The sequence below is a fragment of the Propionigenium maris DSM 9537 genome, from assembly GCF_027925155.1.
GTDB lineage: Bacteria > Fusobacteriota > Fusobacteriia > Fusobacteriales > Fusobacteriaceae > Propionigenium > Propionigenium maris.
The window spans coordinates 204,739-225,992 of sequence record NZ_BSDY01000005.1 but is presented as its reverse complement, the minus strand read 5'-3'; the positions used below and the strand labels follow the sequence as shown (position 1 = coordinate 225,992).

The 21,254-nt window shown below is 41.8% G+C and carries 21 protein-coding genes; all 21 read right to left on the bottom strand.

The window, feature by feature from the left end; translation table 11 throughout:
- Positions 1 to 2: 2 nt before the first annotated feature.
- Complete coding sequence (rplI, locus tag QMG11_RS07025) at positions 3 to 449, bottom strand: 50S ribosomal protein L9 (protein WP_281834671.1); 447 nt, start codon at positions 447 to 449, stop codon at positions 3 to 5.
- 17 nt (positions 450 to 466) lie between these two features.
- Entirely contained in the window at positions 467 to 1,267 is an 801-nt protein-coding gene (locus QMG11_RS07020) for a hypothetical protein (protein WP_281834669.1), read from the bottom strand.
- A gap of 129 nt (positions 1,268 to 1,396) precedes the next feature.
- On the bottom strand, positions 1,397 to 2,860 hold the full coding sequence (gene dnaX / locus QMG11_RS07015; protein WP_281834667.1) for a DNA polymerase III subunit gamma/tau: 1,464 nt from the start codon (positions 2,858 to 2,860) through the stop codon (positions 1,397 to 1,399).
- Positions 2,861 to 3,014: 154 nt separating this feature from the next.
- Positions 3,015 to 4,412, bottom strand: coding sequence for a sigma-54-dependent transcriptional regulator (locus tag QMG11_RS07010; protein ID WP_281834665.1), 1,398 nt, complete (start codon positions 4,410 to 4,412; stop codon positions 3,015 to 3,017).
- A gap of 1 nt (position 4,413) precedes the next feature.
- Positions 4,414 to 5,322 carry an energy transducer TonB gene (locus QMG11_RS07005; RefSeq protein WP_281834663.1) on the bottom strand — a complete coding sequence of 303 codons (909 nt, stop codon included), beginning with the start codon at positions 5,320 to 5,322 and terminating at the stop codon, positions 4,414 to 4,416.
- Between the two features lie 13 nt (positions 5,323 to 5,335).
- Entirely contained in the window at positions 5,336 to 5,776 is a 441-nt protein-coding gene (locus QMG11_RS07000; RefSeq protein WP_281834661.1) for an ExbD/TolR family protein, read from the bottom strand.
- A 9-nt stretch (positions 5,777 to 5,785) separates the two neighbouring features.
- Positions 5,786 to 6,397 carry a MotA/TolQ/ExbB proton channel family protein gene (locus QMG11_RS06995; protein WP_281834660.1) on the bottom strand — a complete coding sequence of 204 codons (612 nt, stop codon included), beginning with the start codon at positions 6,395 to 6,397 and terminating at the stop codon, positions 5,786 to 5,788.
- Positions 6,398 to 6,418: 21 nt separating this feature from the next.
- Positions 6,419 to 6,766 (bottom strand): hypothetical protein, encoded by a 348-nt coding sequence (locus QMG11_RS06990; RefSeq protein ID WP_281834659.1) that lies wholly within the window; start codon positions 6,764 to 6,766, stop codon positions 6,419 to 6,421.
- Between the two features lie 5 nt (positions 6,767 to 6,771).
- Complete coding sequence (locus QMG11_RS06985; RefSeq protein ID WP_281834657.1) at positions 6,772 to 9,609, bottom strand: tetratricopeptide repeat protein; 2,838 nt, start codon at positions 9,607 to 9,609, stop codon at positions 6,772 to 6,774.
- Positions 9,610 to 9,727: 118 nt separating this feature from the next.
- Positions 9,728 to 10,270, bottom strand: a complete 543-nt coding sequence (locus QMG11_RS06980) for a DUF116 domain-containing protein (protein ID WP_281834656.1) — start codon at positions 10,268 to 10,270, stop codon at positions 9,728 to 9,730.
- An 83-nt stretch (positions 10,271 to 10,353) separates the two neighbouring features.
- Positions 10,354 to 11,469: a DNA polymerase III subunit beta gene (gene dnaN, locus QMG11_RS06975; RefSeq protein ID WP_281834654.1), complete on the bottom strand. Its 1,116-nt coding sequence runs from the start codon at positions 11,467 to 11,469 to the stop codon at positions 10,354 to 10,356.
- A gap of 15 nt (positions 11,470 to 11,484) precedes the next feature.
- Positions 11,485 to 12,312 carry a sigma-70 family RNA polymerase sigma factor gene (locus QMG11_RS06970; protein ID WP_281834651.1) on the bottom strand — a complete coding sequence of 276 codons (828 nt, stop codon included), beginning with the start codon at positions 12,310 to 12,312 and terminating at the stop codon, positions 11,485 to 11,487.
- A 56-nt stretch (positions 12,313 to 12,368) separates the two neighbouring features.
- The gene (locus tag QMG11_RS06965) at positions 12,369 to 13,370 is read right to left on the bottom strand and encodes an NAD(P)H-dependent glycerol-3-phosphate dehydrogenase (RefSeq protein ID WP_281834649.1); all 1,002 of its coding nucleotides are present in this window, start codon (positions 13,368 to 13,370) and stop codon (positions 12,369 to 12,371) included.
- An 8-nt stretch (positions 13,371 to 13,378) separates the two neighbouring features.
- Positions 13,379 to 13,984 carry a glycerol-3-phosphate 1-O-acyltransferase PlsY gene (gene plsY / locus QMG11_RS06960; RefSeq protein ID WP_281834648.1) on the bottom strand — a complete coding sequence of 202 codons (606 nt, stop codon included), beginning with the start codon at positions 13,982 to 13,984 and terminating at the stop codon, positions 13,379 to 13,381.
- 9 nt (positions 13,985 to 13,993) lie between these two features.
- Entirely contained in the window at positions 13,994 to 15,361 is a 1,368-nt protein-coding gene (gene rlmD / locus QMG11_RS06955) for a 23S rRNA (uracil(1939)-C(5))-methyltransferase RlmD (protein ID WP_281834647.1), read from the bottom strand.
- Positions 15,362 to 15,399: 38 nt separating this feature from the next.
- Complete coding sequence (locus tag QMG11_RS06950; RefSeq protein WP_281834645.1) at positions 15,400 to 15,666, bottom strand: hypothetical protein; 267 nt, start codon at positions 15,664 to 15,666, stop codon at positions 15,400 to 15,402.
- A gap of 6 nt (positions 15,667 to 15,672) precedes the next feature.
- Entirely contained in the window at positions 15,673 to 16,635 is a 963-nt protein-coding gene (gene rsmH, locus QMG11_RS06945; protein ID WP_281834642.1) for a 16S rRNA (cytosine(1402)-N(4))-methyltransferase RsmH, read from the bottom strand.
- A 117-nt stretch (positions 16,636 to 16,752) separates the two neighbouring features.
- Positions 16,753 to 17,007, bottom strand: a complete 255-nt coding sequence (locus QMG11_RS06940) for a YggT family protein (protein ID WP_281834640.1) — start codon at positions 17,005 to 17,007, stop codon at positions 16,753 to 16,755.
- A gap of 10 nt (positions 17,008 to 17,017) precedes the next feature.
- Complete coding sequence (gene pgsA, locus QMG11_RS06935; RefSeq protein WP_281834638.1) at positions 17,018 to 17,551, bottom strand: CDP-diacylglycerol--glycerol-3-phosphate 3-phosphatidyltransferase; 534 nt, start codon at positions 17,549 to 17,551, stop codon at positions 17,018 to 17,020.
- A 20-nt stretch (positions 17,552 to 17,571) separates the two neighbouring features.
- The gene (gene rimO, locus QMG11_RS06930) at positions 17,572 to 18,909 is read right to left on the bottom strand and encodes a 30S ribosomal protein S12 methylthiotransferase RimO (protein WP_281834636.1); all 1,338 of its coding nucleotides are present in this window, start codon (positions 18,907 to 18,909) and stop codon (positions 17,572 to 17,574) included.
- 132 nt (positions 18,910 to 19,041) lie between these two features.
- Positions 19,042 to 21,144, bottom strand: a complete 2,103-nt coding sequence (gene pnp / locus QMG11_RS06925) for a polyribonucleotide nucleotidyltransferase (protein WP_281834634.1) — start codon at positions 21,142 to 21,144, stop codon at positions 19,042 to 19,044.
- Positions 21,145 to 21,254: the final 110 nt, after the last annotated feature.

Genomic DNA, 21,254 nt, shown 5'->3' with positions numbered 1-21,254 from the left:
CCTTAACCTTTGGCAATAAGCTTTAACTCAGCTTTTACATCTGTGTGAAGCTTTAAAGTAACCTTGTGCTCCCCAGTTGTCTTGATGTTTGCCTCTATCTTCTTCTTATCAATCTTATATCCAAATTCCTTCTCAAGAGCTGCTGAGATCTCCTTAGTTGTTACAGATCCAAATATCTTCCCATTTGCTCCTGCCTTTACGTCCATAGTAAGAGTCTTCTTCTCTATCTCTTCCTTAAGAGCTACAGCCTTTACTCTCTCCTCTTCCTTCTTAGCCTCAGCTTTCTGCTTCTTCTTATCAAGTTTTTTTAATTCTTCATCGGTAGCGATGATTCCCTTGTTTAATTTTAGGATGAAGTTCTTTGCATAACCCTCAGAAACGTTTACGATCTCTCCTTTTCTTCCTTGTCCTGCTACATCTTGTGTCAGTATTACTTTTACTTTTGCCATATCATCATCCCCCAAATCTATTTTTTTTGTATACTTAGTTTTATATTAAAACTCTTTAATGCTCCCAGAAGGAATACCACTGTTGGAAAGGTTGCCGCTGTAAGTACTGCTGTCATCTTAGCAAGCCCTCTGAATCTGTTAGCTCTTCCCCTCAGGATAGTATAGATTACCTTAACTCCAAATACTACATATATAAGTTTACTTATATTGAAGATATTATCCACATAGAAGTTATCTATCTTACCTACAGTTGTGGCAAAGAATGTAACTATGTATAGGAGTATCCATTTATAGGACATATCCCAACCTCTGTAAGTTTTAGACTCCAGTGTAAAGTATGTAAGATAGTTACATATAAAGGAGTAGATAAATACTATAAAGATAGAGTTTTCCTTCAGTAACTGAAATATCTCATTGGCTTCTCTGGTATCTAGATCCATAACCTTCATATACATAGCCTTATTTACTTCAAGCATCTCCGTTACATTGCCTACTAAAAGTAGGGTCAGACCTATGGTAAATACCGTTACAATACTTGTGGATATCATAATCCTGTCAAATATAGCAACCTCTGGTTTAACCTTTTTAAAGTAGTAGTAGAGAGTCTCGATTACTAAGAATATTCCTATATAAAATGGAAGTAACCTCAGATCCACAATAGATATTATTCCCATGGCAGCTAAGTTTGCAATGAGCTTCCTTCTTCCGTCCAGCCTCTCCATCTTTTTTATCTTATATACTGGTAGTAAAAAGGACAGGAATGGTACCATAAAAGCCAAGATAAACAAACTTATTATACCTGCTATTGCTAATATCATATATTTCTCCTTTCATATAACTGTGCTTATACTTGTGATATTATATCATATTTCTCACATTTTGTTAACACAGCTTCCCCCTAATAAAATAGAGGTGTCCGCTAACTACACCTCTATCCCTCAAAGGAACTAGATAAGCTCCCCGTCAAAGAACTCCACTACCTTGTCGGCAAAACTTACATTTTCCTCTCTCTTCTCTACCCTTCTCTCTCCGATGATCTCATACTTCACTTCTATAGACGGATGTACAAGTCCTCTCAGGGCATTTTGAAGGTATTTGTTGTTCTCTGCTTCCTCCATCTTATCCTTGTGGAAGGCGTTTTCTGGAGAAAATCCTACAAAGATAATATTCTTTTCAACCCTCACTGGTCTGGCCTCAGCTAGGAAAGCTGCCATAGTTATCTTTCCCCTTCTGGCCATGGTCACAGCCTCAGGCCATACCCTCTTTATCTCCTCGATGGTTACCCCTATCTCCACTGGAGCTGCTGCCTCCTTAGGTGCTTCCCCTGGGGCACCTTCTGTTTCCACAGGTTTACTTACCTCCCTATAGACAACCTCGGTAGTTACTACAGGTCTTCCCTCGATAAGGTTTTTATTGAGGATTACATATCCAAGAAGCCTCTTATCCTCTTCAAACTTAAACTTAGTAAGGGTGTCGAATATGTCCCCTATTAATTTTAGCCCCTTCTCTCCCTCTATCTCCTGGGCAATAAGCTTTGTCTTTACATAGCCTGCCAGGTCCTTAAAGAAGGTCTCCACGTTGAGAGATTCCTCCCAAAGGGTATCCAAGAACTCCATTCCCCTCTGCAGATCCCTCTCATCCAGTATCTTCATAAAGTCTATCATAAGATCCTCTGGTATTACTCCCAGAGCCTCCTGGGCTTTCTCAAGGCTTATATCCTCCCCGTAGCAGCTGGAGATAAGCTTCTCCAGGATAGAGATGGCGTCTCTCATACTTCCCCCGGATTTTTCATAGACAAGCTTCAGGCTGGCCTCATCTATCATTACCTCCTCAGCCTTGGCTATCTTCTTCAGGTGATCCACTGAATCCTTATAAGAAAGCGGCTTAAAGTCGTATCTTTGACACCTGGAAATAATTGTAGGAAGGATCTTCTCTGGCTCAGTTGTTGCTAGGATAAAGATTACATGTGATGGCGGCTCCTCTAGGGTTTTCAGTATAGCATTGAAGGCCTCCCTTGTAAGCATGTGTACCTCATCTATTATATATACCTTTTTTCTTCCCTTGGCAGGTCTGTAGTTTATCTTATCCTTCAGTCCTCTGATCTCATCGATACCTCTGTTGGAAGCTGCATCGATCTCTATCATATCTATAAATGTTCCCTCGCTTATCGCCACACAGTTTTCACAGGTATTGCATGGTTCATCTGTAATACCATTTGTAAGACAGTTCAGCCCCTTGGCTATAAGTCTTGCTGTTGTAGTCTTACCCACTCCTCTTGGACCAGTAAAGAGGTAGGCATGGGACATCTTATTGTCCTTCAGGGAGTTTTTTATTGTTTTAATTATACTTTGCTCTCCTGCCACTTCACTAAAGTCAGCAGGTCTGTATTTTCTATATAAAGTCTGATGCATCTTATCCTCCTAGTTGATGGGGTCTATGACATAATTAAAGGATCAATCATTGATCTCTTAATTATGCCTAGAACATTATTTTACCACGAAATGCTACAAAATATAAGACTGTAACACTCCGTGGTAATTAAATTTTCTATCTTATTTTGATGGATTACTCCAGGTTGTAGTTGTTCATCTTAGTTCTCAGGGTGTTTCTTGTGATCCCCAGGATCTCAGCTGCCTCTACCTTCTTTCCATTGGTAATCTCAAGAACCTGTCTTATTAGCTCCCTCTCTACCCTTGCCACTATATTTCCATAGTAGTCCTTCTGGCTGTTCCCCTTGAGGATAGCTATCTCTCCCTCGATCCAGTCGGCCAGGATCCAGTCCTGGATATCTCCCCTTCTCTTGGTGATCTTAGCTCCTATTACATTGCTTGGAAGGTCCTCTATAAGGATTGAACTTCCCCTGCAAAGGGCTATGGCTGACCTTATGGCATTCTTTAGTTCCCTTACATTTCCGGGCCAGTCATATCTCATGATCTTCTTCATAGCCGGCTTGGATACTCCCCTTACCGACTTACTGAACTCCTCATTATACTTACTTATATTGTGGTCTATAATAAATGGGATATCCGCTTTTCTCTCTCTTATTGGCGGAATCTCTATCTCAAGAATCTTAAGTCTGTCGTATAGCTCCTCTATGAACTTATCGTTGGCTATGAGTTCATCCAGATTCTCACTTGTAGTAACAATAAGACGAACATCTATCTTTATAAGCTTAGATCCTCCCAGTCTTACAAGCTCCCCCTCCTGTAAAAACCCAAGAAGCTTTGCCTGCATATCAAGACTCAGAGACTCTATATTTCCTAGGTGAAGGGTTCCCCCGTCTGCCTTTTCAAACTCCCCCACATGGTCGTAGAGGGCACCGGGAAAGGCTCCCTTCTCATAACCAAAAAGCTTTCTCTCAAGAAGTTCATCCTGGAAGGCTGTACAGTTTACACTTACAAAGGGCTTATCGCTGAAGTCACTGAACCTGTGGATAGCATTGGCCACACTGTTTTTTCCAGTTCCCTTCTCTCCCTTAACAAGAACTGGTACCCTGCTGCTGGCCACCTTACCGATCCTCTTATATACCTCTACGATTTCCCTGGTGTGACCAATAAGTCTCGATCCCATACTTCTGTTCTTGTCCACCTTTTCAGCCTTAAGCTTCTGGTCCCTTATGGCCTTCTCTATGGTTTTAACCACTGTTTCAGGTTCCACAGGCTTTAGCATATAGTCATAGGCTCCTGCCTTGATACTCTTTGCCACTACGCTGAGGTTGGAGTTCTCACTTATCACAAGAAGGATTACCCTCTTTTGGATATCCACTACCTTTTTAACTATATCCACGATAGTTTCATCCTGAAGACTGTCTCCCTCTATAATAACAGCATCAAACTTGCTCTCCTTCATCTCCTCAAAGGACTTTGCTATACTCTGAAGAAACTTTATCTCACCGTCAAAGGTCTCATTTATCTTTTCCTGGAGTTTTTCATCCAACATTATTCCCAATACATTTAAAAACATCCTATTCACCCCTTAAAAGTCTGAATGGTATCTCCAGGGTCACATCACCGTAAACTCTCTGACCATTTCTGCTCAGGTATATCTTCCATGATCTGGCTACCTGTTCGATGGCGCTGTTTAGTTCCGGTACTCCGCTTCCCTGCATCTCTACCCTTTCAACTTTTCCTTCCTCTGTAACATACACTTTTAGTACTACGGTTCCGCTCTTACCCCTGAGCTCAGCAGATTCTGGGTATCTAGGCAGGTTATTATTAGCATCCCACTTTCCAGTAAGGCTGCCGTCTGGAGAACCTATATCCTTATACCCCTTGGGAAGTCCCTCTAGCTTATCAGTACCGTTAGCTAGAGCCATAAACTCCTTCCCCTCTTCCTTGCTTTCAGGACCCTCTCCAGCTATCTTACCCATATCTGTCTGGCTTATAATCGGAGTCGCTTCTACTTTGGAAACCTCTCTTCTTTCAAGTTCAGCTCCTACTATCTCTCTCTTTTCCTCTGTCTTTGTATCTTCAAAGACCCTCTCCTGCCTCGGTGTCTGGCTTTTTTCAGCTGGCTTTCTCCTGTCTGTAACAGGCGCCTTGGATACCAACACCTCTATATCCGGCATGGGAGCTATCTCTGGAAGTGGCTTTTTCACAGCTTTCTTTTCCTCTGCTGCCACCTCCTTCTTAGATTCTTCAGCAGGTTTCTCCTCCACTGTCTCCGTTGGAGTCTTGGCAGGTTCTGCAGGTTTTTCCACCTTCTTCTCCTGCTTTTTAGGAGTAACCTTCCTGTTCTCGTCCCTCAGTTCTATAAGCCCCACACTTATCTTCCCCTCATCCCTTACAGGAACCTTCATTCCCGGGAGGAGAAGTATAACCAATATATTGATGACAAGGGAGAGGCCCAGGCTTCGCAGATCATTTTTTTCCATAAGCTTGTCCCTCCTAGTCGGCACTTGCTGTATCTATATCCAGGGAGCTTGCCCCTGCTTCCTTAGCCAGAGTCATTACCTTAACAATAAAACCATAGTCCAGATTTTTATCTGCAGTTATGATTACGTTTCTCTCCTTGCTGTTCAGTATCTTACCTGCCAGCTCCTCCTTGAGCTGCTCGATATTGACCTGACTCTTCTCGGCATCGCCGCTTCCTTCCTTTACACTTAGGTATATTCTGCTGTCAGCATCTATTACTACCTGTATCTCCTTTACCTCACTGACCTCCTGAATAGTCGATTCCGGGAGCTCTATCTTTATCCCGCTACTTACATCTTCAAAGGTTGTAGCTACCATGAAGAATATCAGAAGAAGGAACACCACATCTATAAGAGGGGTAAGCTCTAATATCAGGTTAGTTCTATTTCTACGCTTTATCTTTTGCACTCTCATCTACATCCCCTACCTTCTGAAGAAGTTGATAAGCTCTACACTTGCTTTTTCCATCTCATTTACCACTACATCTATCTTTTTATTAAAGAAGTTGTAGAAGATAAGTGCTGGTATAGCCACTGTAAGTCCTCCGGCTGTTGTTACCAGTGCCTTAGAGATACCCTCTGCAAGTACTGCAGGGTCCCCTGTACCATATACTGAGATCGCCTTAAAGGCCTGGATCATTCCAGTTACCGTACCAAGAAGTCCGATTAAAGGCGTAGTATGAGCAACGATTCCTAGAAGCCACATTCCCTTTTCCAGCTTAGGTAGCTTTGCAAGTCCTGCTTCCCTTGCCTTCTCCTCAAGAAGTATGATGTCCACTTCCTTGCTCTCATCCCACTCCATTACAAGCTCCTTCAATACTGAGAAGGTAGACCCCTGATATCTGTCAAGATATGAGATTGCTCCCTTGGCATCCTTAGCTACAATATAGTCCTTTAAACCTAACTTTATATCCTCGAAGTTCCCCTTTTCCTGGGTAACAAAGTATATTCCTCTTTCAATTATTACAGCAACTCCCAGTACCGACATCGCCATAATAAAGTACATTAACAGTCCACCACTTGCCATCCATTCCATCTGTAAATTCCTCCTGTTTTATTAAAATGCTGCTATTCCTGCTACTAGTAATACCGCTCCTAATATATATCTTAACCATGATTTATCCGATGACATTCCTCTAGAAAGCTCCTTCTCCAGATCATCGCTCGACTTCTCCTGCTCCACAACTAGGGTTTCCTTCTCCCCTCTAAGGTCGTTGCTTCTAAGGTTCACATCTACGTCCTTTAGTTCCAGCTGCTGCATAGACTCTACACTTTCAACACCTTCAGACTCCTCCAGGATCTGTCTGTCCACTCCCGTTACCTCTTTTTGTATCTCGATACTCTCATCTCCAAAGGCCATCATGGATATTAGAAATAAAAATATTACTGCTATCTTCTTCTGCATCTTACCTACTCTCCTTTATTGAAATACTCATCATATTTTTTTGACTTTTCAGGAGATCTCTCCCCTAGCTTTACATAGTAAACCTTTGCCTCATTAGCATCTTCGTTTTTAAGGTTTAGTGATATGAGCTTCTCATAGGCAAAGTCTGTATATTGCGATGAGTTAAACTCCCCTACAAACTCCCTATATGTATTCATAGCCTCAGCTTCATCTCCTAGCTTCTCATAGGTTGAAGCGGTTTTAATGATTGCTCCCTCTCTCAGAGGACTGTCCTTATAGAGAAGAGATACCTTTGTATAGTTTCTAAGGGCTGCGTTGTTATCTCCATTCTTTTCAGCAATTACTCCCAGTTGGAAAACTGCTGTATCCTTGTAGAAGCTGTCTCCGCTTGCCTCTACCATCCTGTAATACTTCTGAGCTTCCTCCAGGTTCTCCTGTCCATAGTAGTAGGTTGCCAGGTTGTAGGCTGCTCTGTCTCCATACCCCTCCGATTCCAGAAGTTTTTCATACTCCTGGTGGGCCAGGTTCACCTCTCCGTTCTTTTCATGGATGAGAGCGCTCCAGTATACCTTAGCCTCATCATCAGCAAGCTTTTCACTCCACCCTCTAGAATCCTCTAGAAGTCCCTCATCATAGCTTAGCTTTACAAGGTTTTCAAGGGCTCTCTCCTTCACCTGAGCATCCTCACTCTCCTCATAGAGCTTCTTATATGAATCCAGAGCTTCCCTGCTGCTTCCAGACTGGGCATAGATCTCAGCATTAAAGAGCAGGAGGTTGTTTCTGTATCCACTCTTAGGATACTCTGTAAGGAATCCTCCTATCTTTTCCAGTGTTTCTTCATCCTTACCCTGGGCTTTTAGGGCGTTTATCTCCCAGTACCTTGAGTCCTCTGCGTATTCTCCCTTAGGATTTGCCATGTAGGCTGCTCCGTAGGCAGTCACAGCTTCATCGTAGGACCTCTCATTGAAGTATGTCTCTCCCACCTGGAAGAGAGCATATTCCTTAAAGGATTCTATAGCTGACAGTTCCTCATAGATCTTTCTGCTCTTCTCATACTCACCCATTCTGAAGTATGCAAGGGCTTTTCTGTCTACCACATTCCCTTTATTGGCTGTGTATCCTGCTGCTATATACTCGTCTGCTGCCTCTACAGTCTTATCATTTTCCTCTATCCTGCTGTAGGTTCTTACAAGATTGTATGCACCTTTTTCCGCTATCTCCTTGTCGCTGCTTGCTGCTGCACTCTTAAAGTACCCCTCTGCTGCAGAGTAATCCTGCTTTCCAAAGGCTGCTATTCCCAGAAGGTAGGTATTTTCAGGGGATCTGTCCTGCATCTTAAGGTACCTTTCCATTCCCTCGTAGTCCCTCTCATTTAAGAGAATTCCCACCATATTTTCCGATATCTCCGTATCTCTGTTGCTCTTCAGGTACTCAGCATAGGCTGCTTTAGCCTTCTCCACCTGACCGCCATTGTAGTATGCTGCTCCTGCTGCCAGATAGATATCCCTTCTATACTGCTGATCCTTAACAAAGGTCTTCTTATACTCTGTAAAACGTATATCCAGATCCTCTAAGTCTCCCAGCTTACTGTCTGCAATGATTACCCTGTAGAGCTCATCCTTCTGATATGTCTTCTTATATACCTTGAGGTAGTACTCCCTTGCAGTGGTATAGTCCTCTATCTCATAGGCTGAGTTGGCTATGATGGAATTAATATTCTCCCTGTAGGAGGATTTAAGCTCCGCCTTCTCAACTTCAGGCTTCAGTGTCAGTACATCCCCGTATCTCTTCGCCTCATAGTTTATAAGGGCTGTGTAGTAGAGGTACTCACTTTCAAACTCCGTCCCTTTTAGCTCACCAAAGGATTTAAGAGCTCCCTCCTTGTCTCCCTTTCTATAGAGGGAGAAAGAGTATCCGTACTTGGAGTGATCATCCCTGCTTTCAGCTGGTATCTTACTGTAGTACTCAGCTGCCCCAGCATAATCACCCTTATTGGCGCTGTATTCCGCCATTATCTTATACCCTGCTGCTGCTCCGCTGGTTCCCTCAAGGGCTGTAAGGGTCTCTACCATAGCTGCCTCATTTCTCTGCTCCCTGTAGATAGAGAGAAGGCTCAGCTGGCTTCGGGTAGCATATATATTATCTGGATACTTCTCCACAACTTCCTTAAAGTATCCTTCGGCCTTACTCATATCATCCATCTTAAAGTAGCATGAACCATAGATATAGTTCATTAGGGGATAGTTCTTATCCTTCTCATTCCCGTTGTAGTACTCATCCAGGTACACTATACTCCTTACATACTGGCTGTTGTTGTAGCTTGAAAGTGCCAGATACAGAATAGCCTGGGAATACTTGTCCCCCTTACTTGTAAGAAGCTTGGTAAACTCCCCCTGGGCTTTATTATACTCCGCTGCATTATAGTAAGCCAGTCCTAGAGCAAATACAGCCTCATCATACTCCCTACCCCTTGGAATATTCTGAAGGTACTTCCCTGCTTCCTCAAACTTCTTGAGGTGAGCTGTGTTCTTTACCTGATAGAGGTTTATCTCCTCCAGCTCAGATCTCCTTGGTTTATGGTTGATAAGGACTATATCAAAGTACTTCTTTGATTTTTCATAATCCTTCTCCAGAAAATATGTTTTTGCAAGCCTCAGTTGTATATCCTTAATCCTTCTGGATGTGGGATACTTTTCTAAAAAGCTTTCAAGCTCCATGACAGCTACCTTATAGTTACGATTTTTATAGAGCTCATCTATATATCTTATATCGTCCCTTTCATTGGCAAAAGCTGCCGACGACAGCACCGCTAGCAAAGCTATAAGAGTTATCTTTCTTTTCACTAGACCTCTCCCCTTTTTCTCAAGTTTATTGGTATTTTCTCACACCACTATGTTGATTGTGTGATGATTTTTGGAATAACGGTAAATTTTTGTTCCTTTTATTTGACTTAAAAACAGACTATTTTTTCCAAATAATCGATAAAACTTTTTTAATTTCCTCTATGGACACATCTGTATCTATACACGGACCATTGGGTCTCCTGTTAAAGACACCATATACCCTTACTGGAAGAGCGTCGTAGATTCCAGATATGAGATCCCTTTCACATGCCACTGCTATTACAAGGGAGGGTTTCTCCTCTGAGATAAACTTCCTTGCCAGAGTTCCCCCAGTTGCCACCTTTACCACTATATTGTATCTCTCCTTAAGCTCTAGGAGATCTCCTATCTTGCATATCCCGCACTTCTTGCAGTTCTCTATCTCAGAGGTTACCTTGTGGGGGCAGTTGTAGTTTTGAATACAGTGGGGAAGGAGGATAGCGACCTTCTCAACCCTTTTATCTTTAATCCCTCTCAGCACAAACTCATTATTGTAGTGAACAAGTTTATGGGAAATATTCATATTATCCTTACTTTTAGAGATTCTTCTTCCTATGAGGTATGAAAAATAGCCCAAAGAATACACTGTTTTTACAAGTAAATTTTTAACCACTCTTTCCATCCCTTCTGTCTTTTCTTAGATTCAGTATATCATATTTAATACCTATTTTCAAAAAAAGAAAAGAGTAAGTATTAAACTTACTCTTAATCTCTAAGGGCTAAAGGCATAGCTATATATGAATATCTGTCGTTATCTTCATTTCTCAGGTTGATTGCACTGCTAGAACTTAAAAGGTCAATTATTAACCTTTTTTCCCTATCCAGGTATTGGATGAAGTCTAGAAGGAATCTTACATTAAGGGATATCTTTATATCCTCCCCTGTGTGTTCCACCTCTATCTGCTCGTTGATCTTAGCGATCTCTGAAACACCGTTTATATTAAGCTTCCCCTCAGATAAACTGAATACTGCACTGTACTTGGATTCAGCATTGTTCTTTACAAATATCTGCACCCTCTTAAGCACCTTTATAAACTCATTTACATCTACACTTATCTGCTTGTTATATGATACAGCCTTCATTATACCCTTGTAGTCTGGGAATGCAAGGCCGATAACTCTACTTAGGATAACTGTATTACCTATTCTGAAGGAGATCTGATTCTCCTTAAATGAGAACTTCAGCTCCTCGTCGTTTAGGGTTCTAAGAGTTTTTATCACTGCATCTACAGTATTTAGAGGGATACTCACCTTCATCTCCTCATCGCACTGAATATCCTCTTCCAGATATACAAGACGATAGGTATCTGAAGCTGCCATCTTTATCTTGTTCTCCTCTATCTCCAGCCTCACGCAGTTAATTGCCAGGTTGTCGGTAGATACACTGGCTGCAAACTTTGTCTTCTCCAGCATCTCTGCAAACTTCTCCCTGGAGAACCTATGTGCCTCTCCCTGGATCTCACTGCTTACCTTTGGATACTCCTCTGAATCCATCACAGTAAACTCAGAAGCTGAATCTGAGGTCTCTATTATAAGAAGGTTATCTGTTACAACCAGGTTTATCTCCTTATCTGAGATCTCCTTTAAGTACTCCTCTACCAGCTGGTAGGAGAATACTGCTCTTCCTCCCTCAGATACCTGACACGGCATCTCACTTGTGATTGTGAGCTCAAGGTTAGTTCCCTTAAGAACCAGTTTATCCTCACCTACAGTTTCCAGATACATACATGAAATTATAGGTCTTATCTTATTTTCAGAGATTGCCTTTTCTGCAATTTTCAGAGTCTTTAAAAACTCTCCTCTATCAACTCTTATATTCAACTTGTTCCTCCTGTTTTACTTAAAGAGATATGGCTTTAGCTCCTCACTAAAACGAGTTCTCAGTTTCTGAAGTGTCTTCTTCTCGATCTGTCTAACTCTTTCTCTGGTAATATCAAAGTTCTTACCTATTTCCTCAAGGGTGTGGATCTCATATCCCCCGATTCCGTATCTGAGCTTCAATATCTCCTTTTCTCTCGGTTTTAGTACCTCTAGTATCTCATTTATCTCATTACGCCCAATCTCTCCCAAAACTTCATCTTCAAGGGACTTTTCGTCAGCCTGACTTACAGTGTCCTCTAGGAAGATGTCATCCCCGATGGAAGCATTCAGGGAAAGAAGGTCCTGGAACTCCAGCATAACCTTTTGTACCTTTTTTATGCTCAGATCCAGCCCGGCAGCGATATCCTCTATTGAAGGATACCCTCCCTTTTCCATTACATGACTCATAATGTACTTATTTACTTTATTAAGAAGGTCGTGTTTATATGAAGGTATTCTGATCTCTCTTCCCTTACTTATAATAGCCTTGCTGATAGACTGTTTTATCCACCACACAGCATAGGTTGAAAATCTAAATCCCTTTTCCACATCGAACTTATCTATAGCGTGCATAAGCCCAAAGTTTCCCTCACTTATAAGATCTATAAATCCAAGTCCCTTGTTTACATAGCTCTTGGCCATATTTACAACAAGCCTCAGGTTACAGAGTATAAGCTTATTTTTAGCTTCTTCACATCCCTCTTTAGCTTTTATAAGCAGTTCTAGCTCCTCTTCCTTTGTTAGGATCTCGTAGTTACGAATGTCCTGAAGATAAAGGGATACTAAATCTCTTTCTTTTTCCATATTCACTTTTCCCCCGGTTTTCATGTTTTAATCTTTATAAATCTATTAAATCTATATTAATAAAATTCTTCCTTTAGATTTCTAACCATTAACTCCTCTACCATCTTACGTGCATCTGCATCCTCATAGATGGTCTTATACACAGCCTCCAGTATCGGCATAGTCACCTCTAGCTCCTGTGCCTTTTCATATACTGCCTTTACTGTAGGTACACCCTCTGCTACCATTACCATCTCACTTAGGATCTGCTCCAGGTTCATCCCCTGACCTAGCTTTTCACCTACGTGTCTATTTCTACTGTGCTTGCTGGCACAGGTTACTATAAGATCCCCTATACCACTTAATCCTGTAAAAGTTCTCTCATCTGCCCCTAAACTTCTACCAAATCTTACTATCTCTGCCAGTCCTCTTGTAATAAGAGCTGCCTTGGTGTTATCCCCATAACCCAGACCATCACACACTCCTGCTGCTATAGCCAGACAGTTCTTTACAGCTCCTCCTACCTCAACTCCTATTATATCCTTCCCTAGATACACTCTGAAGTTGTTTGTAGTAAATAGCTCCTGTACACTCTTAGCCTTCTCCTCTTCCCCTGCAGCCAGTATCGTTGTAGGAAGCTTATTAGCTACCTCCTCTGCGTGGGTAGGACCAGATAGGGCCACTATATTTTTGTGGTACTTTCCTAGGATCTCCTCCTTCATTACCTCAGACATTCTAAGACCTGTAGACATCTCCAGTCCCTTAGCTGTGTTTACAAGGATCATATCCTGGGTAAGCTGAGTTGTTATGCTTCCGATTACCTTTCTCAGCACCTGTGAAGGCACTGAAAACACCACATACTTAGCCCCTTCTAATAATCCCTCCAGCTCGCTGGTTACATGAAGGGTCTCAGGAAACTTTGCTCCTGGAAGAAATACCTTATTTTCTCTTTCCCTTTCCACAGTAACTGCTTTTTCGTTTTCATACTCCCAAAGAGTTACTTCATTTCCCTTTTCAGCCAGGAGTATTGCAAGGGCAGTACCCCAGCTTCCTGCTCCCATTACTATTATTTTTTCCATACTATCCCCTACTTTACTTTAAATTTATTTTCAGTTCCATTTAATAGTCTTGTGATATTGGTTCTATGTCTGTATATTACAAATAATCCCATCAAGAGACTGATTATAAAGATACTAGGTCTATCTATTCCCTCTCTGATAGGCATAAACAGTGTCAGTATCGGAAGTAGTGCCGCTCCTACTATAGAGGCCAGTGAGATATACCTTGTTGTATACACCACCAGTATAAAAGCCGCCACAACAACAAGCATTACATAAGGTATAAGATAGAGGAATACTCCAAGACTTGTAGCTACTCCCTTTCCACCTTTAAAGTTAAGGAAAAGTGAAAGTGAGTGTCCCACTATAGCCACTATTCCTATTAATATAAGGGTTATTCCCCTGATACCAGCCATATCTGCAAGCATTACAGGGATAAATCCCTTGAGTACATCAGCTACAAGCACCATTATTCCATACTTTGGTCCCAATACCCTGTATGCATTGGTAGCTCCAGAGTTACCGCTTCCAAAATCTCTTATATCAATTCCCTTTACCCTCTTTCCTATCACTACTCCATTGGGAAGTGACCCCATAAAGTAAGCCAGGACTGCAAATAGCAAAACCTTTATCATTCTTTCCTCCTACGCTTCCTTGATAAATTTACCTATTACTTCAATGTGGCTTGTCTGCGGGAACATATCCACAGGCTGCACCTTAGTAAGCTTATATCCCAGCTGATCCAGTATTCCAGCGTCCCTTGCAAAGGTCGATGGATTACATGAGATATATACGATCTCATCTATACTTGTTTCATTTACCTTATGAAGTATATTTTCAGCTATCCCCTTACGCGGAGGGTCAAAAATTATCGAGTCGATCTTGTGTCCGCCATCGATGAGCTCTATGAGCTTCTCCTCTGCCCTGCCATTTATGAACTCTATATTATCTATCTTATTTTCCCTGCTTGTAGCTATGGCATCTCTGGTTGCTGATTCCACAAGCTCTATTGCATACACCTTCTTAGCTGCCTTGGACATGATCATAGCTATTGTTCCTGCTCCAGAGTAGGCGTCCACTATGTGTTTATTGTCCACATCGTCAAAGTAGGATATTGCCTTGCTGTAAAGCTTCTCTGTCTGCTCCAGGTTTATCTGGAAGAAGGAGGTAGGTGATATGTTGAAGTCTATATCGAATAGTCTCTCCTTTATGGTTTCCTTCCCGTAGATAAGTATATTTTTATCTCCAAGAGCCACATTGGTTCTCCTGTTGTTTATGGATATATAGGCCGACTTGATCTCACTGCACCTGTCTCTCAGTTCATAGAGTGCCTGCTTTACCTTTTTATCTACCTCACCCCTTACAATAAGAACTACCATAGCCTCATTGTAGGAAGTGGTTCTCACCATCACATGACGGAGTACTCCCCTGTGGGATTTTTCATTGTATACACTTATCCTCTTCTTGTTGAGGATATCCTTTAACTCCCTCACTATCTTATTAGCTAGGGGGGATTGAAGCAGGTTCTCCTCTACCTCAAATACCTCGTGGGACTTCCTCTTAAAGAATCCCGAGACAATCCTTCCTCCCTTGAAAGCAAAGGGTTCGATTATCTTATTTCTGTAGTTGGTAGGATTATCGGCTCCTATGGTATCAGCAATTTCATACCCCTCTAGCCTTCCTACTCCCTTTAATACCTCGTCTACCATGAGTTTCTTATACTTCAGCTGACTCTCATAGTTGAGCATGGCGAAGTCGCACCCGTGAAAGTCTTCAAAGGTGAGTCTTCCTCCCTCTACTCTGTCAGCTCCTGCTTCTACTACCTCGGTAATAAGTCCTCTGGCATAGGTCTTCTTCACAGAGATAAGTTCTACCCTCACTCTGTCCCCTGGCACCGACATGGGAACAAAGATAGCTATATCTTTGTATCTACCCAGTCCCTCACCGCCAAAAACTATTTTATCTATCTGGACCTCTATCTCCTGGCCCTTTTTTAAGAGTGTTCTATCCAACTCTTTCCTCCTAGCATGCTTTTTTTCTCTCTCAAAGCCTAATCCACTCTAAGATACTCTATATGATCGGATATTTCCATCCCAAAGTCATCTTCAGCTTTCTTTCTGATCTTCTTAAAGTCGATCCTCTTCTCAAACTCGCTGTTTTTTGCCTGAAGCTCCTTCTTTGTCTCTACTACCCTCAACTCTATCTTCTTAATATCTCTTTGAATCTTAGATATCTTTATGAGTAGCGATAGGTGTATCCCCAGCATCGCTACTACAAGAGTTATGGACATTGCTATAAAAAATACCCTCTTATTCATAGGAATCTACCCCAACTTTTCAATTACTCTTAACTTAGAAGATCTGGCCCTTATATTGAACTTCAGTTCCTCCTCTGTGGGAGCAATTGGTTTTCTTGTAACAAGCTTTACCTTAGCCTTATTATTACACATACATATAGGAAGTTCCGGCGGACATATACAGTTTGTTGCCAGCTCTCTGAACTTATTTTTTACAATTCTGTCCTCTAGGGAGTGGAAGGTTATTATCCCTAGTCTTCCCCCTGGCTTTAAGCACTCCACAGCTTTATCGATGGCTGTCTTTAGTACCTCTAGCTCTCTGTTTACCTCTATTCTTATAGCCTGGAAGGTCTGGGTAGCAGGGTGTTTCTGCTTCTTCCCCTTAGCGCCCCTTCTGAAAGGTACTGCCATTTTGATTATATCCACAAGCTCTCCTGTGGTTTCAATTGGCTTTTCCTCTCTTGCTTCCACAATAAGTCTCGCTATCTTTCTGGATGCCTTCTCCTCACCATACTCATAGATGATCTTGGCAAGCTCCCCCTCCTCATACTCATTTACCACTTCATAGGCTGAGATCTTAGCTGTTTTATTCATCCTCATATCAAGCTTGGTGTCATATCTGAAGGAGAATCCTCTCTCAGGATCGTCCAGCTGTGTTGAAGATACTCCGATATCCATAAGGATCCCGTCTATCTTATCATAACCTGCTAAATAGAGAACTGTATCAAGGTTTTCAAAGTTATCCTTATACACTTCCCACTTACTTCCGTATTTTTCCAGTCTCTTCTTTGCAAAATCTATTGCCTGCTGGTCCTGGTCGATGGAGATAAGCTTTCCTCCATCTCCTAAGGTTTTTAGTATACCCTCTGAGTGACCTCCCCCTCCAAGGGTACAGTCAAGGTATACTCCCTCCTTGTTTGTTACAAGTTTTTCCAGTGTTGCCTCATACAATACTGGTATGTGGTACTCACATTCTATCTCTTTAAACATATAAACTCCTATTCTATACAAAAATACATCTTATTTTACTACAATTAGATCTAAAAATCAACTTCAGTGAACTTTAGTACGGTTCCTCACGAAAAAAAGAGAAGCCTTTGACTTCTCTTAAAAATAAAGCAATCTAAAGGCCAGGCTCCTCACCAAATTGAGAACAACTAATGCAATGATTGGAGATAGATCCATCCTTACACTCCCCATAGGAATAAGCATTCTAAATGGTCTCAGTACTGGCTCTGTGATATGGTAAACCAGCTCTGTAAACTCATTTCTGCTGTAGGGTGCTACCCAAGATAATACTATTCTAATTAATATTAATATTCTTAATGCTCTTATTACAAGGTCGATTAATGTAAATATCATTAGTATCCTCCTATTTCATATTTAAGAAGTAGTGTTTCGCCTTTACTGTATACTCCCATCCCGACCATACTGTGAGGATCACCGGGATAAGCATCATATAGAAGTTATATGGGTTGTCTCCCAGTATCATCATAAGTATAATTACGATCATCTGTGAAGTGGTTTTATATTTTCCAAGGTTTCCTGCTGGAATAACCTCTCCCTTGGCTGCTGCCAGGGTTCTTATTCCGCTTATTAGAAACTCCCTTGCAATAACAACTATAGACATCCATGCTGGAATATACTTGATATCCACAAAGATGACCAGAGCTGAGATAACCAGGATCTTATCAGCTAAGGGATCCATCAGCTTTCCAAAATCTGTAATAAGATTGTGCTTTCTTGCAAGGTATCCATCAAAAAAGTCTGTGATAGAAGCCACTGCAAAGATTATAAGTGCTGTTATCCTAAAGGCAATCCCGTGAGTTTCTGCCTCTCCCAGGAAATAAATAAAGGGAATTGCTAGTATCATTCTCAATAGTGTTAAACGATTTGGTAGATTCATCTGTACTTTCCTCCAAGTCTTTAAAATTCGTTTTTAGTTATAGGTCCTAACAGGTCGTATTCAAAGTTCTGCTCTATCTTAACCTTGACTATCTCTCCCTGCTTAGCCATTCCGTCGTTGGTAAGAACCTTACCATCGATCTCTAAGGCCTGTCCCCTTGTTCTTCCCTCTAACATATATTCGGATTCAGAAGATACACCGTCTATTATAACCTCTACTTCCTTACCTATAAACTCTCTGTTTTTAGCTTCAGCTACCTCTGCCTGTATATTTGTAAGCTCTGCTGCTCTTCTTCTCTTTGTTTCCTCATCTACCTGGTTTGGAAGATCGTGTGCTACTGTATCCTCCTCTCTCGAGTAAGGGAACACTCCAACGTAGTCAAACTTAAACTCTCTTATGAACTCTTTAAGCTGCTCGAAGTCCTCCTCAGTTTCTCCAGGGAATCCTACGATTACAGTAGTTCTGATCGTCGCATCAGGTATAGCCTTTCTTATCTTAGCCAGTACCTCTCTTATCTGGTTCCCATCCTTTGCTCTGGCCATTGCTCTCAGTACATTGTCTGCTATATGCTGGATAGGTACATCAAAGTAGTTACATACCTTCTCCTCATTCTTCATAGTCTCAAGCATCTCATCTGTTATAGAGTTAGGATACATATAGTATGTTCTTATCCAGTCGATGCCATCTATCTTAGCTAGTGCCTTCATTACATCTGGAAGGGCTTTTCTTCCGTATAGGTCCAGTCCGTACTCAGTTGTCTCCTGAGCCAGAAGGTTTATCTCCCTTACACCAGCGGCTGCAAGAGCCTTCCCCTCTTCAACTATATCCTCTACACTTCTACTTCTAAGGTCTCCTCTCAGCTGCGGGATAATACAGTAGGTACATCTTCTGTTACATCCCTCTGCTATCTTCAGGTAAGCTGTGTGCGGGTGAGTAGTAAGGATTCTTTCAGTTGTTGCATCTGCCAGGAAGTCCAGCGAGTCGCTTCTCACTATCTTCTCATCCTCTAGAACTGCATCTACAACTTCCTCTATCTTATCCAGGTCTCCCGTTCCGATTACTGCGTCGATCTCAGGCATCTCTGAGATTAGCTCCTCTGCATATCTCTGAGCCAGGCATCCTGCTACAATTATCTTCTTTAACTTTCCAGTTTCTTTATACTGACCTATCTCCAGGATAGTCTGAATAGACTCCTCCTTGGCATCTCCGATAAATCCACAGGTATTTATAAGGGCTACATCTGCTTCCTCTATATTGTTGGTTATTTCAAAACCTTTTCTATTAACCATCATTCCAATAAGATGCTCACTGTCTACCAGGTTTTTACTGCATCCTAGACTTATTAATCCTAATTTCATGCTACACTCCTTCAAAAAAATCATATCAAATTATAACATATTTGACCCTTATATTAAAGGTATAAAACCTTTTATTTAATCCTAATTCTTCCAGCAAATAAAAGGGATACAGAAATTCTGTATCCCCCTATATTATCCAAGTTGTTTCTTACTTAAGCTGATCTTTCCCTTTTCAGTAGAGATTACTTTAACATCGAAGACATCTCCCTCTTTTAGTACATCTTCAACATTTGCTACTCTCTCCTTAGAGATCTCAGATACATGCAGTAGTCCTTCCTTACCAGGTAGGATCTCCATGAATGCTCCGAACTTAGCGATCTTAACTACTCTACCAGAGTATACCTCACCAACCTCTACGTCCTTAACGTATCCGTTTACTAGGGTAATTGTCTGATCAAGAGCCTCAAGGTCTGCTGAGTAGATAGATACCTTTCCGTCGTCATCGATATCTACAGTTGCTCCTGTAGTCTCGATAATTCCCTTGATGTTCTTTCCACCTGGTCCGATTAGGGCTGCGATCTTATCCTTAGCGATAACCATCTGGTGGATTCTTGGTACGTGCGGCTTCATCTCAGCTGGTTCAGAGATAGCTGCGTTCATCACAGCAAGGATCTCGTTTCTTGCATCTAGCGCCTGCTTAAGGGCGATAGTCATGATCTCCTCATCGATTCCTGTGATCTTTATATCCATCTGAAGAGCTGTGATACCCTTCTTAGTTCCTGCTACTTTAAAGTCCATATCTCCAAGGTGATCCTCTAGTCCCTGAATATCAGTAAGAACTACATACTCGTCTCCCTCTTTGATTAGTCCCATAGCGATTCCAGCTACGTGCTCTCTGATAGGTACACCTGCTGACATTAGAGCTAGCGATCCACCACAGATAGATGCCTGAGATGATGATCCGTTTGATTCAGTGATCTCAGATACAACTCTTACAGTGTATGGGAATACTTCCTCAGTTGGCATTACATAGCTAAGAGCTCTCTCAGCTAGTGATCCGTGTCCTAGTTCTCTTCTTCCTGGACCTCTCATAAATCCAGCCTCTCCTACAGAGTATGGAGGGAAGTTATAGTGAAGGTAGAACTTCTTGTAGTACTCTTCATCCAGCCCGTCTACAAGCTGCTCATCAGACTTTGTTCCAAGAGTAGCTGCTACGATAGCCTGAGTCTCTCCTCTTGTGAACATTGCAGATCCGTGAGTTAAAGGAAGTGTATCTACCTCAGACCATAGAGCTCTAAGCTCAGTAGTCTTTCTTCCGTCTGCTCTGTGCTTATCGTATAGGATAGCGCTTCTTACCAGTTCCTTCTCTACGTCGTGAACATAGTTCTTGAATTCAGCTACTATCTCAGCTGGCATCTCCTCTAGTCCCTTAGCTGCAAGGTACTCCTCAGTAAATACCTCAAGCTTAGCTGCCTCTAGGGCATCTATAGCATCCTGTCTAGCATGCTTACCCATTACTACTACAGCTTCCTTTAGCTCTGCTGTTACATTGGCATCTACGAATGCCTTTACGTCAGCATCTACCTCTGGCTTTGCGAACTCAAGCTTCTCCTTACCAGCAAGCTTTACAAACTCCTCCTGGAAGTCACATATCTTCTTGATGTTCTCGTGGGCAAACATGATAGCCTTAAGCATTACTTCCTCAGAAACCTCTGCTGCTCCTGCCTCTACCATGTTGATAGCTTCCTTAGTTCCTGCTACTGCAAGATCTAGTTCACTTTCCTTAAGCTCCTCTGGAGTAGGGTTGATGATGAACTCTCCGTCCTTCATTCCTACTACTACACCTGCTACAGGTCCTAGGAATGGAAGGTCAGATATAGCCAGTGCCATAGACGATCCGGTGATTCCCATAGCGTCTGCTCTGTTCTTTCCATCGTAAGACATTACTGTGTTTACAATGTGTACGTCGTAGTTGAACCCGTCTGGGAACATAGGTCTTATAGGTCTGTCTATAAGTCTTGCTGTTAGTGTTGCATCTGTTGATGGTCTTGCCTCTCTTTTATTGAAGCCTCCAGGGAACTTCCCTGCAGCGTAGTACTTTTCTACAAAATCAACTGTAAGTGGGAAGAAGTTTGCTCCCTCTCTTGGTCCCTTGCTTCTTGCTGCTGTACAAAGTAACATAGTTTCTCCATACTGAAGCATTACTGCACCTGCTGCCTGTCTTGCAAACTTACCAGTAGAAGCCTTAAGGGTTCTTCCGCCAAGTTGCATCTCTAATGTTTTTTCCTCAAACATTAACATTACCTCCTGATATTATTATAAAATAGAGGTTATAGAGCAGCAAATAATAAGGAACAATGCTACCTTTAATAATAGCATCACCTCTTACTACTTACCAACTACAC

Coding starts and splice junctions, on each gene's coding strand:
- QMG11_RS07005 (WP_281834663.1), bottom strand. CDS start 5,322: ATGGAAAAAAATGATCTGCGAAGCCTGGGCCTCTCCCTTGTCATCAAT.
- QMG11_RS07010 (WP_281834665.1), bottom strand. CDS start 4,412: ATGTTTTTAAATGTATTGGGAATAATGTTGGATGAAAAACTCCAGGAA.
- QMG11_RS06995 (WP_281834660.1), bottom strand. CDS start 6,397: ATGGAATGGATGGCAAGTGGTGGACTGTTAATGTACTTTATTATGGCG.
- pnp (WP_281834634.1), bottom strand. CDS start 21,144: ATGTTTGAGGAAAAAACATTAGAGATGCAACTTGGCGGAAGAACCCTT.
- QMG11_RS07020 (WP_281834669.1), bottom strand. CDS start 1,267: ATGATATTAGCAATAGCAGGTATAATAAGTTTGTTTATCTTGGCTTTT.
- QMG11_RS06970 (WP_281834651.1), bottom strand. CDS start 12,312: ATGGAAAAAGAAAGAGATTTAGTATCCCTTTATCTTCAGGACATTCGT.
- QMG11_RS06990 (WP_281834659.1), bottom strand. CDS start 6,766: ATGCAGAAGAAGATAGCAGTAATATTTTTATTTCTAATATCCATGATG.
- plsY (WP_281834648.1), bottom strand. CDS start 13,984: ATGATAAAGGTTTTGCTATTTGCAGTCCTGGCTTACTTTATGGGGTCA.
- QMG11_RS06980 (WP_281834656.1), bottom strand. CDS start 10,270: ATGGAAAGAGTGGTTAAAAATTTACTTGTAAAAACAGTGTATTCTTTG.
- pgsA (WP_281834638.1), bottom strand. CDS start 17,551: ATGAATCTACCAAATCGTTTAACACTATTGAGAATGATACTAGCAATT.
- QMG11_RS06965 (WP_281834649.1), bottom strand. CDS start 13,370: ATGGAAAAAATAATAGTAATGGGAGCAGGAAGCTGGGGTACTGCCCTT.
- QMG11_RS06950 (WP_281834645.1), bottom strand. CDS start 15,666: ATGAATAAGAGGGTATTTTTTATAGCAATGTCCATAACTCTTGTAGTA.
- rplI (WP_281834671.1), bottom strand. CDS start 449: ATGGCAAAAGTAAAAGTAATACTGACACAAGATGTAGCAGGACAAGGA.
- dnaX (WP_281834667.1), bottom strand. CDS start 2,860: ATGCATCAGACTTTATATAGAAAATACAGACCTGCTGACTTTAGTGAA.
- QMG11_RS06940 (WP_281834640.1), bottom strand. CDS start 17,007: ATGATATTTACATTAATCGACCTTGTAATAAGAGCATTAAGAATATTA.
- rimO (WP_281834636.1), bottom strand. CDS start 18,909: ATGAAATTAGGATTAATAAGTCTAGGATGCAGTAAAAACCTGGTAGAC.
- rsmH (WP_281834642.1), bottom strand. CDS start 16,635: ATGTTTAAAGAGATAGAATGTGAGTACCACATACCAGTATTGTATGAG.
- QMG11_RS07000 (WP_281834661.1), bottom strand. CDS start 5,776: ATGAGAGTGCAAAAGATAAAGCGTAGAAATAGAACTAACCTGATATTA.